Origin of the sequence: Alkalihalobacillus sp. CinArs1 (assembly GCF_947387515.1) — a bacterium.
Classification (GTDB): Bacteria; Bacillota; Bacilli; order Bacillales; family Guptibacillaceae; genus Guptibacillus.
The window spans coordinates 343,412-356,960 of record NZ_CANDOB010000001.1 but is presented as its reverse complement, the minus strand read 5'-3'; the positions used below and the strand labels follow the sequence as shown (position 1 = coordinate 356,960).

Sequence of the window (13,549 nt, the reverse complement as noted above, 5' to 3'; positions counted from 1 at the left end):
AAGAAAATGAGAGTTGGTCTCTTCGGAGGAACGTTCGATCCGCCACATATTGGGCATTTGACACTTGCTCAAGGAGTTCTTGAAGAATGTCAGTTAGATGAAGTGTGGTTCATGCCTACACACCTCCCACCTCATAAGGATGGAAAAGTGAGTGATAATCACCATAGAGCTGAAATGGTGCAGAGAGCAATCGAAGGTAATCCTTCTTTTAAAATCTCGTTGGTCGAGTTTGAAAGAAGCGGCCGTTCGTACACAGTCGATACAATCGAGATTTTAAAAGACAGCTACCCTGACATCGACTTTCACTTTATCGTCGGTGGCGATATGATAGAAGATTTGCCGAATTGGCACCGGATTGATGATCTATCTCAAATGATTTCTTTTATTGGTGTCAACCGTCCTGGTTATGAGCCTGGTAACGAGATGAAGAACGTAAGGTTGATCGATGTTCCTCAGATTGACGTTTCCTCTAGTTTGATTAGAAGTGCAATCATATCTGGTAGAAGTGGACGGTATATGCTGACTGAATCAGTACGGAATTATATCGTTAGGATGGGATTATATGATGAATAGAGAAGAAGCATATAAGCTTGTAAAACCTCACCTAACTGAACATCGGTATGAACATACGATAGGTGTTACGAATACAGCGGTCGAGCTAGCAGAGAAGTATGGTGCAGATGTAAGAAAAACAGAAACCGCTGCAATATTCCATGACTATGCCAAGTTTCGTCCAAAAGATGAAATGAGGCAGATGGTGGTAGATTTTGGCTTGCCTAAAGATCTTCTTGATTACTCGACTGAACTCTTACATGCCCCAGTTGGTGCTATCTTAGTGAAAAAGGAAATAGGGATTAAAGATGGAGAAATCCTAGATGCCATTCACTATCACACTTCAGGACGTCCAAACATGACGTTGATTGAGAAGTGCGTTTTTCTAGCCGATTATATAGAACCGGGGCGGAAATTTCCTGGGGTGGAAGAAGTGAGAGAGTTAGCAACAGTTGATCTTGATCAAGCGATCGTACAATCCATTAAAAACACGGTAAACTTTTTGATGAAGAAAAATCAACCAGTTTATCCTGCGACGTTCGAGACGTATAATGATCTTGTCAGGCCAAGAGAGAAGGGAGAAACAAATGGAAGAAAATAACATGATTACGTTGGCTGCAAAAGCAGTAGATGACAAACGTGCAGAAGATATTATCGCTTTAAATATGAACGGTATTTCATTGATTGCAGATTATTTCTTAATCTGCCACGGAAATTCTGAAAAGCAAGTACAAGCAATCGCAAAAGAAGTGAAGGATCAAGCTCTTGAACAGGGACTGGAAGTGAAGCGACTTGAAGGATATGAGCAAGCACGCTGGGTGCTTGTCGACCTAGGATCCGTTATCGTCCATATCTTCCATAAAGATGAGCGAAATTATTACAATCTAGAAAAACTCTGGGGAGATGCACCACATCTACCTTTAAATGAAATTTTAGCGTAAATGGTTTCGTACGAACAATTTTCATATGTTTATGATCGACTAATGGAAGACGCTCCTTATGACAAGTGGCTTGAATTAGTTATGAACGAGCGGTCTAGAGGAAAAGTCTTGGACCTTGGTTGTGGGACAGGTGAATGCTCAATACGGCTTGCAGAAAAAGGGTATGATGTTACAGCTGTAGACCTCTCAGAACAAATGCTATCTGTTGCTCATGATAAAGCCATGAGGAACAATGTGAACGTTCATCTGATTCAACAAGATATGCGGGAACTAGAGACAAATGAACAGTACGATGTGATCACGATCTTTTGTGACTCATTAAACTATGTTGTTGAAGAAGACGGGGTGAAATCCACTTTCCAGAGAATCTATAATCATTTAAAACAAGATGGAATCTTATTGTTTGATGTACACTCGTTGCATAAGATCAACGATCTTTTTGTGGGTCAGACGTTCGCAAGCAATGACGAGGACATCTCATTTATATGGAATAGTTTTTCTGGAGGGGAAACAGGCTCAGTCGAGCACGATCTTAGTTTCTTTTTGGAAACCGATGAAGGTTTATACGAGCGTTTTGATGAATTGCACGTACAACGAACGTTTCATCTTGAGGAATACACTAGATGGCTAGAAGAGTCTGGATTTAGTGATATAAAGGTCACCGCTGATTTTTTAAATCACACTCCTACAGATACCTCTGAGAGAATATTTTTTAAAGCATGTAAAAAAGGTTGATTTCAAATGAAATCAACCTTTTTTGTACTTGTAGAAGGACTTCATTTATAGAAGTCGAATATAAATGGTTGCTGTACTTAGTTTTGCCTCGTCTCCTCTTTAAACTGCGTTTTAATCACTTTGCGATCTTCATCGAACTTTTTATGCGTACTTTGAATCACATGATTGAACATTTCACCGGTTTCATTTTCAAGCACTTTTAACCCTTCCCCAGTAACTCCTCCTTTAACAGTCACCTTCTTCTGCAGTGTTTCCAATGAGTAATAGTCCTTTTCGAGAAGCTTTCCCATTCCAATCAGCATTTCAGTCGTTAAAATCGTAGCCTGTTCTCTGGATATTTCTGTTTCTGAGACAGCACCATCAATGAATTTTTTAAGTAAGTAACTTAAGAATGCCGGGCCACAGCTTGCGAGATCTGAAGATACTCTTGTGACTTCCTCTTCGGTCTCGATAGGGGTCGAGATTTGTGACATAAGATACATGAGCTTTTCTTTGTTCGCCTCAGAGCATCGATTACTAAACGTAACAAGTGAAGCTCCGCTAAGAGCTCTATTTGTAATGCTTGGAATCGCTCTTGCAACATCACATGAAACAAAGGTTTCTAATTCCCTCACTTGGATGGGGCTCGTTATGGAGACGACAAGCTGATCTTCTTTCAACTCATTTCGGATACTTTTTAGTAATGGGAAATATTCATGCGGTTTAACACAAATAAAGATAATTTCTGAATTTCGAATGATCTCTTCATTGTTTTGAGCTACGTGGATTCCTTTGTACTGTTTCTTTAAAGAATGCGCTTTTTTACTTGTGCGGTTGATGATCATAAGTTGTGAAGGCTTTACTGCGCATGAGTCAATAAAGGAAGATATTAGGATCGTGCCCATATTCCCGGTACCAATCACCCCGATTTTCAATTACTTCCCCTCCTTCCACACGCATTTCTCCTAAATAGATATGATGGCTCCACGCATTTTATGTTTGTTGAACATTAATTAGAAAGGAATGAGCATTCGTTGGAATTTGTGAAAAGTCTTTCTCATCGTGAAAAAGGTATAATCGGGATAGCGATCGTTGTGGTACTTATCAGCCTGTTTCTTATCTATAGGTCAACGTCTACAGAGAATGAATCCTATTTTGAAGAGACAGAGATCAAAGAAGAGAAGGTCGAAGCGGAACCTCAAGTTGAGGAACTTCCCTACATAATGGTAGATGTGAAAGGAGCGGTCGTTAAACCAGGTGTATACGAGGTTAAGAATGATGCGAGGATCAAAGATATCATCACTCATGCAGGGGGGTTTTTGAAGGATGCAGATCAAAATCAGTTAAATTTAGCTGGAAAAGTGGTAGATGAAATGATGATTTATGTACCAGTAAAGGGAGAGGTAAGTGCGCAAATACCATCCCAAAATGATGAGAACAAGTTAATATCGATTAATTCTGCTAGTTTAGAAGAACTGCAGGAACTACCTGGAATAGGTCCAGCAAAAGCGGAAGCTATTATTGCATTTAGAGAAGAACAAAGCTTTACTGTAATAGAAGACCTCAAACAAATCAGTGGTATTGGTGAGAAGACCTTTGAGAAATTAAAGGATTTAATAACTGTAAAATAAGTGTGATTGACGATAGAGCACAAATCGCTCAAACTAAACGGTAGAATAAAGAACTTAGGGGGTATAACATGAATCGAATTTCGTGGGACCAGTATTTCATGGCCCAAAGTCATTTGCTTGCATTACGGAGTACGTGTACTCGATTGACAGTAGGGGCTACGATCGTTCGAGATAAGCGGATGATCGCAGGCGGCTACAATGGATCTGTATCAGGTGGGGTTCATTGTATCGATGAGGGCTGTTATGTGATAGATAACCATTGCGTGAGAACCATTCATGCAGAAATGAATGCAATCATTCAATGTGCTAAATTCGGTGTTCCAACAACCGGGGCAGAAATCTATGTTACCCATTTTCCTTGTATACACTGTTGCAAAGCAATCATTCAAGCTGGTATAAAATCTGTCGTTTACGCTACAGACTATAAGAACCACCCTTATGCGATTGAATTGTTTAAAGAAGCTAACGTACAAGTTCGACAGGTTGAACTTGAAGAGATGATTTTAGAGCAGAATAGTCAAGAAAAGTTAGATCTAACGGCTGAACTACTAGGGAAATTAACGGACGCAGGTTTAAGTTCTGAAGAGGTAAGGCCTTTATACGAAAAAGCGTCAAATCTCTATAGTAAGATGTGAGAGGTAACCTATGGTTAATACCAGCCTCAGCAATGACTGGCATCACAAGTAACGAATCACTTTATCCGATCTTGTTCTTATCCTTCCTTCTTATATGGTGTGCGAGGAAAGCTCCTCGCTTATCCATTTTTGTATTACTTACCTTTATCTCTTTTTATACTTATGCCGGTGTTAGTGATGCTCGAAATAATACGCATCTATCTGGAAAAGAATCGAGCATAATGGGAAACGTTCATTCGATCCCAACTATCGATGGATCCAAGCTTTCTTTTGAATATAAAACGATATCTAACGAGAAGTTAATGGTGGTGTACTATATAAGTTCAAAACGCGAAAAGGAAAACCTAAAAAGTCTTAAGGTAGGTTCATCCTGTACACTTTCAGGAGCATTAGAAGCCCCTCTGGCACCGGGTGTTTCATCACAATTTAATTATAAAAAACATCTCCAACATCAGCATATTCATTGGATTTATGAGCTTGATCAATTTCCTCAATGTAACCCCTCGCCTAAATCCCTAGGGACCCTTTTTCAGAATATAAGACAGGAAATACTTGTAGATATTGAGAAACACTATCCTGATGAATTAAAAGGCATATCAGCTTCCCTGCTGATTGGGGAAAGAGGTTTAATGGACCCTGATGTAGAAAAAGCGTATCGAGAACTAGGATTAAGCCATGTATTAGCCGTGTCGGGTTTGCACGTTGGAATCGTGTGTGGTCTGGTGTTTTGGGTGCTTATTCGTATAGGTTTTACAAGAGAGCGTGTATATGAGCTACTGTTCTTTTTGTGTCCTATTTACATGGTTATTGCCGGTGCTGCTCCTTCTGTAGTTAGAGCTTCGATCATGATGATGTTTATCTCCATGATTTTAAGAATGAAACGATCCCCTAACCCGCTTGATGCCATTTCTAGTGCTTGTGTACTCCTTTTGATCTACGATCCCTTTGTTGTTTACCATATCGGGTTTCAACTTTCTTTTCTCATAACATTTGCTTTGATCATCTCTTCAAAAAGTATTTTCCACAGGTATCAAACGCCATTCACTCAATTGTTTATCGTTTCACTGTTGGCTCAAGTTGTTTCCCTTCCCCTTATTTTATTTCATTTTTATGAGATATCCCTCCTCAGCTTACCTTTAAATATATTATACGTACCCGTAATCTCAGTCGTAATCCTTCCTGCTGTATTTGGATTGGCTATTTTAAGGTTGTTCCATCTTACTTCAATCTTTCAAGTTTGTTCTGCCGTCCTATCTTTCTTTGTGGAGATCATTCATCGTGTATTCGTATGGTTGAATCAGTTCAACTTCTCATTGATCTTTGGAAGTCCTCCCATGATTGTGCTCATCTTAGTGTTTATCAGTACCTATCTGGTTCTCTTGATATGGGAAAAGAAGACTGTGATTAAGGGAATGATCGCGTGGGTTTCTGTTATTTTCGTAATCTATATGCTGCCGTATATGAACCCCTATGGTACAGTTGCGTTTTTAGATGTTGGACAAGGTGATTGCATCATCATCACACTGCCTTTTCAAAGGCAAACCATTGTCATCGATACTGGTGGAACACCAGTATTTGGTGAGAAGGAAAGGTGGGAGCAACCACAAAGCCAATTTGATGTAGGCGCTGACATAGTCGTACCGTATTTAAAATCAAAAGGCATACGTTCTATCGATCTTTTGCTTTTAACTCACGGTGATTTTGATCATGTGGGTGGGACGATAGCAATTTTGAATGAGATTAGTGTTAAGCATATAATGTTGGATCGAAGTGATGAACAGACGAATACTGAAAAAGAGATCATGCAACTAGCGAATAAGAAGGGGAGTAAAATGTTAAAAGCAAGTGAAGAATTAAAATGGAATTCTGGTGGAGCGTTCTTTTCGATTGTTCAAGCTTTACAGGTTAAAGAAGAAAACGATGGTAGTATCGTTCTTTATGCGGAGCTAGGAAAGTATCGCTGGCTATTTTTAGGCGATATAGAAGAAGTGGGTGAAAAAGAGTTGCTTAGTTCGAATGACAACATAAAAGCTGACATCCTTAAGGTTGGGCATCATGGAAGTGATTCATCGAGTTCGGAAGAATTGATTCGTGGAGTCGATCCAAAGATCGCGGTAGTCTCAGCAGGAAAAGATAATCGCTATGGACATCCACATCCCGATGTGATTGCACGCTTTAAAGAACTAGGTGTGAAGATGATGAGAACGGATGAGAGTGGTACGATCACTTACAAATTTCTCTTAGGTAAACGGGGGACATGGCACGGTCAAAGAAACGAAAAATAGACTGCCTCAAGGCAGTCTATTTAGCTGATTGCTTTAATTGCCACAGCTGTGAAAAAAATGATGGAAAAGAATAGAAATGGTACAACAAATCCAACAGCTGATTCAACTGCATCATTGGACTTATGCTGAACATCTTTTTCGAACTCGTTCATTAGTCTTCCCTCCTGCTTCCCTGTTAGTATGAACAATCAACTACCTTCGTAGTCATTATGTAAGAAGGTATCATACAGGTGCATTTCATTCCATATTGTAACATGTTTTATATGAGTTGTCTTTATTGTGGTGTGGGAGATTTGTCATTTTGAAGAATATTGGATTAACAATGAATTCGCTCCCTTTCCTGTAAAGAGTTGTCACCTATACTTTATCTTTGCATAGGATATCCTATCTACTACAACAGAATATCGTTGGTGGGCGGGAGTCCTAGGCCCCTCTCATCAGCGTTTACTATAAATGGGAGGCTGGTGTCTGTAGCCGGCTTCCCTTTTATGCTTGCCAATAACGATGTCTCCAATTAGGATAGAAATGGACAAACGAAAATTGAGGTGTAGGATTATGTCCGTTTCGGAAATTAAAAAGAAGATAAAACAAGGCAATCTTGACCCCGTTTATCTTTTGACGGGTACAGAAGCATTCTTAATTCATGATTTAGTGAAGTTAATTATTGAGAAAGGACTTCCTGAGGAAGAAAGAGAATTTAGCTTAGCTACATATGATTTGAACGAGACGCCAGTTCAAGAAGCGATCGAAGAAGCAGAAACGATGCCGTTTTTAGGAGAAAAGAGAATTGTCATTTTGAAAAACCCTACTTTCTTAACTGCGGTAAAAGATAAAAGCAAAGTCGAACATAACATCGATGTGCTTGTAAAGTATGCAGAGAATCCTTCACCGTTTACTATTCTCATTATAGAAGCTCCTTATGAAAAATTGGACGAGCGAAAAAAATTAGTCAAATCCTTAAAAAAGTCAGGAGCTTTTGTAAAAGCCGAAGCTCTACAAGATCATCACCTGGGAGATTGGCTTCAACTAAGAGCGAAGGAGCTCAACGTAACTTTGGATAAAGAAGGGGAAGAGCGTCTCGTACAGCTCATCGGTAGCCACCTGATGTTGTTACAACAGGAAATTGACAAGATGGCTCTTTACGTTGGCGAAGGTGGAACCGTAAGCGAGGACATCGTCGACCTATTAGTCGCTAGGACGTTAGAGAACGATATTTTTGCGCTAATCGATCGTATCGTGAGAAAGGATCTAAATACAGCCTTTCGTATTCTTTATGATTTGCTGAAGATTAATGAAGAACCGATTAAAATCTTATCTTTAATAGGACGGCAATTTCGTATCATCTATCAAGTCAGTGAGCTTGCTAAACGAGGGTATGGTCAAAAACAGATGGCTTCACAGCTGAAGCTGCATCCTTATGCGGTAAAGATTGCACATCAGCAAAGTAAAGCGTTCAATGAAGCTCAGCTTTTATTTATTTTGGATCAAATTGCAGAGACTGACTATGAGATGAAAACAGGAAAGATGGAGAAAAAATTACTGTTAGAGCTGCTTCTAACGAAAATAAAAAGTATTTAAAAAAGCTGTTGGGGTTGCCCCCAACAGCTTTTAACATTTTTAGAAATTAAGCGGAGATCTCGTTATACATTTTAGCAAGACGAGATTTTTTACGTGCTACTGAATTCTTATGGATGATTCCTTTATCAGCAGCTTTATCAATGCGCTTAGAAGCTTCACGTAGAGCTGTTTGAGCAGCATCAACGTCTTTTGCTTCAGCTTTGTTTTCAAAGTCTTTGATAGCAGAACGCATTGCAGATTTGATCGCAATGTTATGAGCGCGACGATCTGAAGAAGTCTTAACGCGTTTAACCGCAGATTTAATATTTGGCATACCTTTCACCTCCTTGCAAGGCTTCACAATTCCATGTCATATCCGTGCATAGAACAAAAAACATTCTATCAAATAGATCGGCTAAATGCAATAGAGAATGAAAAGCTAATACAAAGGAAAGGCTAACATTTAAAAGATGGAAATTAGAGGTGAGCCTATGGTTGATTTAGATATGTACCAAGTGAGAACAGATTTAGCGGTTGAAGCTCAGGAAATGGTGAAAGAGAAAAAAGCAAAGGAAATGAAATCTGAAAAACCAGATGAGCTACAAGGTGTAATCGTAAAGGAAAGAGACCAAGAAGGGGTAAAGATCACCACGGTTGAAGTGACAGAAGCAGGGGAGAAAGAAATAGGGAAAAAAGCTGGCCATTATATCACGTTTGAAGTGCAAGGAATCCGTAGAAAAGATTCAGCTCTTCAGGAAACGGTTCAGAAAGTATTTGCAAAAGAATTCGCTGCATTTATTGATCAACAGGGCATAAAAAAAGACGCGAGTTGTTTAATTGTTGGGCTTGGGAATAGACAAGTAACGCCTGATGCACTCGGACCCAATGTTGTTTCGAACTTATTGATCACAAAGCATCTATTTGAATTACAGCCAGAGACAGTTTCAGAAGGCTTTAGACCTGTGAGTGCTATTACTCCTGGAGTGATGGGGATCACAGGAATTGAAACGAGTGACATCATTCACGGCGTTATTGAAAAAACGAAGCCTGATTTTGTTATTGCAGTAGATGCATTAGCTTCTCGTTCGATCGAGCGTGTAAATACGACTATTCAAGTTTCCGATACTGGAATCCACCCGGGGTCAGGTGTAGGTAACAAAAGGAAAGAGCTAAGCTTTAAAACACTCGGTATTCCAGTCATTGCGATCGGAATTCCAACCGTAGTCGATGCTGTATCGATTACGAGTGATACGATCGATTATATCTTGAAACATTTTGGACGTGAACTTAAGGAAAAAGATAAGCCATCTAAATCTCTTGCTCCTGCTGGGATGACCTTTGGAGAGAAAAAGACATATACAGAAGAAGATCTTCCTGATGCAGAAAAGCGTCAGACGTTCTTAGGTATGGTCGGCACGTTAGAAGACCATGAAAAGCGAAATTTAATCAAAGAAGTGCTAGCTCCTATGGGGCACAATCTTATGGTTACTCCAAAGGAAGTCGATGTTTTTATTGAAGATATGGCGAATGTTATTTCTGGAGGACTAAATAGTGCTCTTCATAGTGAAGTCGATCAAAATAATAGTGGCATGTACACGCATTAAGTCATAAAGAGTAACAATTTGCATACGCATAATGAATAGGACAGGCATTTAATACGGAAGGGGTATGGCTATGGTAGCCTTTTTTCTAAAGTGCTTTCTGCTGATCTCTTTATTGTTGTTCGGTGTTTTACTTGGAATGGAACAAGCTTCAAAAAATATGAATACAATGCAAGGAAGCGATGAGACAGGCGCGTTTCAGCTGACGAAAGCATCAGAAGGAGTGGAAGCTGAGATTCTTGGGACTTCCATCACCAATGAAGATATAGAAGAAAAGCAAAAGATCCTTGAGAATGCCAATGAATTTAATGTATTGGGTGATTTGGGGACGAAGATCAGTGGAGTAATTTCCTCTATGATTCAAACATTGCTCACTTTTATACTGACACTTGTTACTGAAGTTCTTTCTCTTTTTAAATAAAATAAGTCACAGAAGTGGCTTGTTTTTTTTGATGAAGAGTTCAGCAGGATTGCTAATTGATTATGGACAGCGGTATTGCTATAATCTATACTAGCGCAGTTTCGCCTTTAGGAGTGATTATAGATGAACCGTGAACAGAAATTAGAAAGACAGTCGAGGATTCGTAACTTTTCCATCATTGCACATATTGACCATGGAAAATCTACGTTAGCCGATCGGATATTAGAAAAAACCGGCGCCCTCACTGCACGAGAAATGAAAGACCAGACGCTCGATGCAATGGATCTGGAACGTGAAAGAGGAATTACAATCAAACTGAATTCCGTTCAGCTAACTTATACAGCGAAAGATGGCGAAGAGTACATCTTTCATCTCATAGACACACCTGGACACGTAGACTTCACATATGAAGTTTCAAGAAGTCTTGCAGCTTGTGAAGGTGCGTTGTTGATTATTGACGCAGCGCAAGGCATTGAAGCTCAAACACTAGCGAATGTGTACCTTGCTCTAGACAATGATCTTGAAATCTTACCTGTTATCAATAAGATCGATTTACCGAGTGCAGAGCCTGAACGTGTTGCTCAAGAAGTTGAAGATGTAATCGGTCTCGATACTTCAGACGCTGTATTAGCTTCGGCTAAAAACGGCATTGGAATCGAAGAAATCTTAGAGCAAGTTGTTGAGAAGGTTCCTGCACCTCAAGGTGATCCGGAAGGCCCTCTTCAAGCACTGATCTTTGATTCGCTCTATGATCCATATCGTGGTGTAGTTGCTTACATACGAATTACAGAAGGTTCCGTTAAGGTCGGCGAGAAAATTCGCATGATGGCTACTGGAAAAGAGTTTGAAGTTACTGAGCTAGGTGTATTTACGCCAAAGCCTCAGTCAAAGGATGAGCTAACAGTTGGAGATGTAGGTTTCCTTACTGCAGCGATTAAAAATGTTGGAGACTCCCGTGTGGGTGATACGATTACATCCGTAAAGAATCCTGCTGATAAACCACTACCAGGTTATCGCCGTATGAATCCAATGGTATACTGTGGGCTTTATCCAGTAGATTCTGCTGAATATAACGATTTAAGAGAGGCACTCGAACGTCTAGAGTTAAACGATTCTTCTCTTCAATATGAAGCAGAAACATCTCAAGCTTTAGGATTTGGCTTCCGTTGCGGATTCTTAGGTCTATTGCATATGGAGATCATCCAGGAACGTATAGAGCGTGAATTTAACATCGACCTCATCACTACAGCACCAAGTGTTATTTATCAAGTTAAGTTGACTGATGGTGAAGAGAAGATTATCGATAATCCAGCCTTGATGCCTGACGCCCAATCGATTACTGAAGTTCAAGAGCCGTTTGTAAAGGCTACGATCATGGCGCCTAACGATTACGTTGGTGCAATTATGGAACTATGTCAGGGAAAACGTGGAGAATTCATCGACATGCAGTACCTTGACGAGACGCGGGTAAACATCGTTTATCACATTCCACTTTCTGAAATCGTATATGATTTCTTTGATCAGCTAAAATCAAGTACAAAAGGGTACGCCTCGTTCGATTATGAGATGATGGGTTATAAGCCATCCAACCTCGTTAAGATGGATATTCTGCTTAATGGAGAAACGATCGATGCACTTTCCATCATCGTCCACAGAGATTTCGCTTACGAACGTGGTAAAGATATTACTGAAACGCTAAAAGAATTGATACCTAGGCAGCAGTTTGAAGTGCCGGTTCAAGCGACGATCGGACAGAAAGTTATTGCTCGCTCAACCATTAAAGCAATTAGAAAGAACGTGTTGGCAAAATGTTACGGGGGAGACATCTCTCGAAAGCGTAAATTGCTTGAGAAACAAAAAGAAGGTAAAAAACGAATGAAGACGGTCGGTAAAGTCGAAGTTCCACAAGAAGCCTTCATGGCAGTTCTTCGTCAAGATAATACTAAGAAGAACTAACCCGTTCTATTTGAAGAAGACATGTTATTTTTATAGTATTAGGTTAAGGAGACCGCAGAATTTTCTGCGGTCTTTAGATTATGATTAGAAAGCAGTGATTAAAATGGTCAACGCTGTTTATTTACACATTCCATTTTGTGATTATATATGTCATTATTGTGATTTTAATAAAGTGTTTATGCAGGGGCAGCCTGTGGTGGAGTATCTAGACCACATGGATATCGAGATGGAAAAGACGCTCAATCGCTTTCCTACATCTTCCATCAATACTATTTTCGTTGGGGGAGGTACCCCTACCGCTCTAAACGATCAGCAGCTAGAACAATTTCTGCACTCAGTGACTAGCAGATTCCAGCCATACGTAGAAGATGGGTTAGAGTTCACGATGGAAGCGAATCCAGGTAGTGTTACACCAAGTAAACTAGAAATCATGAAAAAGTACGGTGTGAACAGGCTTAGTATTGGGGCGCAGGCGTTTCAAGATTCTTTATTAAAACGTCTTGGAAGAGGTCATAATGTAGATGAGATCGGGGAGATCGTAACGATGGCCAAGCATGCAGGGTTTGACAATCTCTCTCTAGATCTAATGTTTGGACTGCCAGAACAAACGGTAGAGCAGCTTTCAAGTTCCATTGATGAAGCGGTCAAACTTGGTATCACTCATATTTCTTCTTATTCGCTTCAAGTTGAAAAGAAAACCGTGTTTTATAATCAATGGAGGAAAGGTGAGCTACCTCTACCGACTGAAGAAACTGAAGCTGAGATGTATGCTGAGCTGATTAGACGTTTGGAAGAAAAAGGGTTCAATCAATATGAAATTAGCAACTTCGCGTTACCTGGTTATGAGAGTCAACATAACATCACGTATTGGAAGAACAATGAATATTACGGAATCGGTGCTGGAGCGCATAGTTATGTTGATGGGGTGAGACGTGCGAACGCAGGTCCTCTAAAACAATATATGACTAAGATCGATGAACATGGTTTCCCTTATATGGATGAAAATGAACTTACAAAGGGCGAGATGATGGAAGAAGAGATGTTCATGGGTCTTCGCATGAGAGAAGGCGTATCAAAACAAACGTTTGAGATAAAATACAATCAGTCAATCGAATCCGTTTTCGGTAAGCAGCTAACAAATCTAATCGATAAGGAACTGCTTAAGGATACAGGAAGTCATATCGCTTTAACAGAACGAGGGTTTTTCCTAGGAAATGAAGTATTTCAGGAATTTCTTGCAGTGTAACCGTTTCGTA

At 39.8% G+C, this 13,549-nt stretch carries 15 protein-coding genes; 12 read left to right on the top strand and 3 right to left on the bottom strand.

Features of this window, described 5'->3' with window-relative positions:
- The first annotated feature begins 6 nt into the window (after nucleotides 1–6).
- Genes PFZ69_RS02015 through PFZ69_RS02000 form a run of 4 tightly spaced genes read left to right on the top strand, consistent with a single transcriptional unit; the run spans nucleotide 7 to nucleotide 2,228 of the window.
- The gene (locus PFZ69_RS02015; RefSeq protein ID WP_270179354.1) at nucleotides 7–573 is read left to right on the top strand and encodes a nicotinate-nucleotide adenylyltransferase; all 567 of its coding nucleotides are present in this window, start codon (nucleotides 7–9) and stop codon (nucleotides 571–573) included.
- Entirely contained in the window at nucleotides 566–1,153 is a 588-nt protein-coding gene (gene yqeK / locus PFZ69_RS02010) for a bis(5'-nucleosyl)-tetraphosphatase (symmetrical) YqeK (protein WP_270180597.1), read from the top strand. Before PFZ69_RS02015 ends, yqeK begins: the two co-directional genes overlap by 8 nt.
- Nucleotides 1,140–1,493: a ribosome silencing factor gene (gene rsfS / locus PFZ69_RS02005; protein ID WP_270179353.1), complete on the top strand. Its 354-nt coding sequence runs from the start codon at nucleotides 1,140–1,142 to the stop codon at nucleotides 1,491–1,493. The genes yqeK and rsfS overlap by 14 nt, the downstream gene beginning before the upstream one ends.
- Nucleotides 1,494–2,228 carry a class I SAM-dependent DNA methyltransferase gene (locus tag PFZ69_RS02000; protein WP_270179352.1) on the top strand — a complete coding sequence of 245 codons (735 nt, stop codon included), beginning with the start codon at nucleotides 1,494–1,496 and terminating at the stop codon, nucleotides 2,226–2,228.
- 77 nt (nucleotides 2,229–2,305) lie between these two features.
- Here PFZ69_RS02000 and comER read toward each other — a convergent pair whose 3' ends face one another.
- The gene (gene comER, locus PFZ69_RS01995) at nucleotides 2,306–3,142 is read right to left on the bottom strand and encodes a late competence protein ComER (RefSeq protein WP_270179351.1); all 837 of its coding nucleotides are present in this window, start codon (nucleotides 3,140–3,142) and stop codon (nucleotides 2,306–2,308) included.
- Between the two features lie 108 nt (nucleotides 3,143–3,250).
- On the opposite strand from comER, the gene PFZ69_RS01990 reads away from it, so the two are divergent.
- The 3 genes from PFZ69_RS01990 to PFZ69_RS01980 all read left to right on the top strand — a co-directional run bounded on the left by PFZ69_RS01990 (nucleotide 3,251) and on the right by PFZ69_RS01980 (nucleotide 6,758).
- Nucleotides 3,251–3,838 (top strand): helix-hairpin-helix domain-containing protein, encoded by a 588-nt coding sequence (locus PFZ69_RS01990; protein WP_270180596.1) that lies wholly within the window; start codon nucleotides 3,251–3,253, stop codon nucleotides 3,836–3,838.
- Nucleotides 3,839–3,906: 68 nt separating this feature from the next.
- Nucleotides 3,907–4,473 (top strand): ComE operon protein 2, encoded by a 567-nt coding sequence (locus tag PFZ69_RS01985; protein WP_270179350.1) that lies wholly within the window; start codon nucleotides 3,907–3,909, stop codon nucleotides 4,471–4,473.
- Nucleotides 4,474–4,505: 32 nt separating this feature from the next.
- The gene (locus tag PFZ69_RS01980; protein ID WP_270179349.1) at nucleotides 4,506–6,758 is read left to right on the top strand and encodes a DNA internalization-related competence protein ComEC/Rec2; all 2,253 of its coding nucleotides are present in this window, start codon (nucleotides 4,506–4,508) and stop codon (nucleotides 6,756–6,758) included.
- Between the two features lie 20 nt (nucleotides 6,759–6,778).
- On the opposite strand, the gene PFZ69_RS01975 is transcribed toward PFZ69_RS01980, so the two are convergent.
- On the bottom strand, nucleotides 6,779–6,910 hold the full coding sequence (locus tag PFZ69_RS01975) for a YqzM family protein (RefSeq protein ID WP_224878506.1): 132 nt from the start codon (nucleotides 6,908–6,910) through the stop codon (nucleotides 6,779–6,781).
- Between the two features lie 403 nt (nucleotides 6,911–7,313).
- Here PFZ69_RS01975 and holA point away from each other — a divergent pair, with 403 nt between their 5' ends.
- Entirely contained in the window at nucleotides 7,314–8,336 is a 1,023-nt protein-coding gene (gene holA / locus PFZ69_RS01970; protein ID WP_270179348.1) for a DNA polymerase III subunit delta, read from the top strand.
- A 46-nt stretch (nucleotides 8,337–8,382) separates the two neighbouring features.
- Here the strand turns inward: holA and rpsT are convergent, their stop codons facing one another.
- The gene (gene rpsT, locus PFZ69_RS01965) at nucleotides 8,383–8,649 is read right to left on the bottom strand and encodes a 30S ribosomal protein S20 (RefSeq protein WP_270179347.1); all 267 of its coding nucleotides are present in this window, start codon (nucleotides 8,647–8,649) and stop codon (nucleotides 8,383–8,385) included.
- Between the two features lie 136 nt (nucleotides 8,650–8,785).
- On the opposite strand from rpsT, the gene gpr reads away from it, so the two are divergent.
- From gpr to hemW, 4 genes are all read left to right on the top strand, one after another.
- Complete coding sequence (gene gpr / locus PFZ69_RS01960; protein ID WP_270179346.1) at nucleotides 8,786–9,919, top strand: GPR endopeptidase; 1,134 nt, start codon at nucleotides 8,786–8,788, stop codon at nucleotides 9,917–9,919.
- Between the two features lie 70 nt (nucleotides 9,920–9,989).
- Nucleotides 9,990–10,337, top strand: a complete 348-nt coding sequence (locus PFZ69_RS01955; protein ID WP_270179345.1) for a DUF3679 domain-containing protein — start codon at nucleotides 9,990–9,992, stop codon at nucleotides 10,335–10,337.
- Between the two features lie 123 nt (nucleotides 10,338–10,460).
- Nucleotides 10,461–12,293, top strand: coding sequence for a translation elongation factor 4 (gene lepA / locus PFZ69_RS01950; RefSeq protein WP_270179344.1), 1,833 nt, complete (start codon nucleotides 10,461–10,463; stop codon nucleotides 12,291–12,293).
- Between the two features lie 103 nt (nucleotides 12,294–12,396).
- A complete protein-coding gene (gene hemW, locus PFZ69_RS01945; protein ID WP_270179343.1) occupies nucleotides 12,397–13,539 on the top strand; it encodes a radical SAM family heme chaperone HemW in 1,143 nt (380 codons plus the stop codon).
- The last annotated feature ends 10 nt before the right edge of the window (nucleotides 13,540–13,549 follow it).

Excerpts from the sequence above, each read along its gene's own strand:
- PFZ69_RS02000 (WP_270179352.1), top strand. The coding sequence starts at position 1,494 with ATGGTTTCGTACGAACAATTTTCATATGTTTATGATCGACTAATGGAA.
- PFZ69_RS01980 (WP_270179349.1), top strand. The coding sequence starts at position 4,506 with ATGACTGGCATCACAAGTAACGAATCACTTTATCCGATCTTGTTCTTA.
- PFZ69_RS02015 (WP_270179354.1), top strand. The coding sequence starts at position 7 with ATGAGAGTTGGTCTCTTCGGAGGAACGTTCGATCCGCCACATATTGGG.
- lepA (WP_270179344.1), top strand. The coding sequence starts at position 10,461 with ATGAACCGTGAACAGAAATTAGAAAGACAGTCGAGGATTCGTAACTTT.
- PFZ69_RS01975 (WP_224878506.1), bottom strand. The coding sequence starts at position 6,910 with ATGAACGAGTTCGAAAAAGATGTTCAGCATAAGTCCAATGATGCAGTT.
- hemW (WP_270179343.1), top strand. The coding sequence starts at position 12,397 with ATGGTCAACGCTGTTTATTTACACATTCCATTTTGTGATTATATATGT.
- PFZ69_RS01955 (WP_270179345.1), top strand. The coding sequence starts at position 9,990 with ATGGTAGCCTTTTTTCTAAAGTGCTTTCTGCTGATCTCTTTATTGTTG.
- rpsT (WP_270179347.1), bottom strand. The coding sequence starts at position 8,649 with ATGCCAAATATTAAATCTGCGGTTAAACGCGTTAAGACTTCTTCAGAT.
- yqeK (WP_270180597.1), top strand. The coding sequence starts at position 566 with ATGAATAGAGAAGAAGCATATAAGCTTGTAAAACCTCACCTAACTGAA.
- rsfS (WP_270179353.1), top strand. The coding sequence starts at position 1,140 with ATGGAAGAAAATAACATGATTACGTTGGCTGCAAAAGCAGTAGATGAC.
- gpr (WP_270179346.1), top strand. The coding sequence starts at position 8,786 with ATGGAAATTAGAGGTGAGCCTATGGTTGATTTAGATATGTACCAAGTG.
- holA (WP_270179348.1), top strand. The coding sequence starts at position 7,314 with ATGTCCGTTTCGGAAATTAAAAAGAAGATAAAACAAGGCAATCTTGAC.
- PFZ69_RS01985 (WP_270179350.1), top strand. The coding sequence starts at position 3,907 with ATGAATCGAATTTCGTGGGACCAGTATTTCATGGCCCAAAGTCATTTG.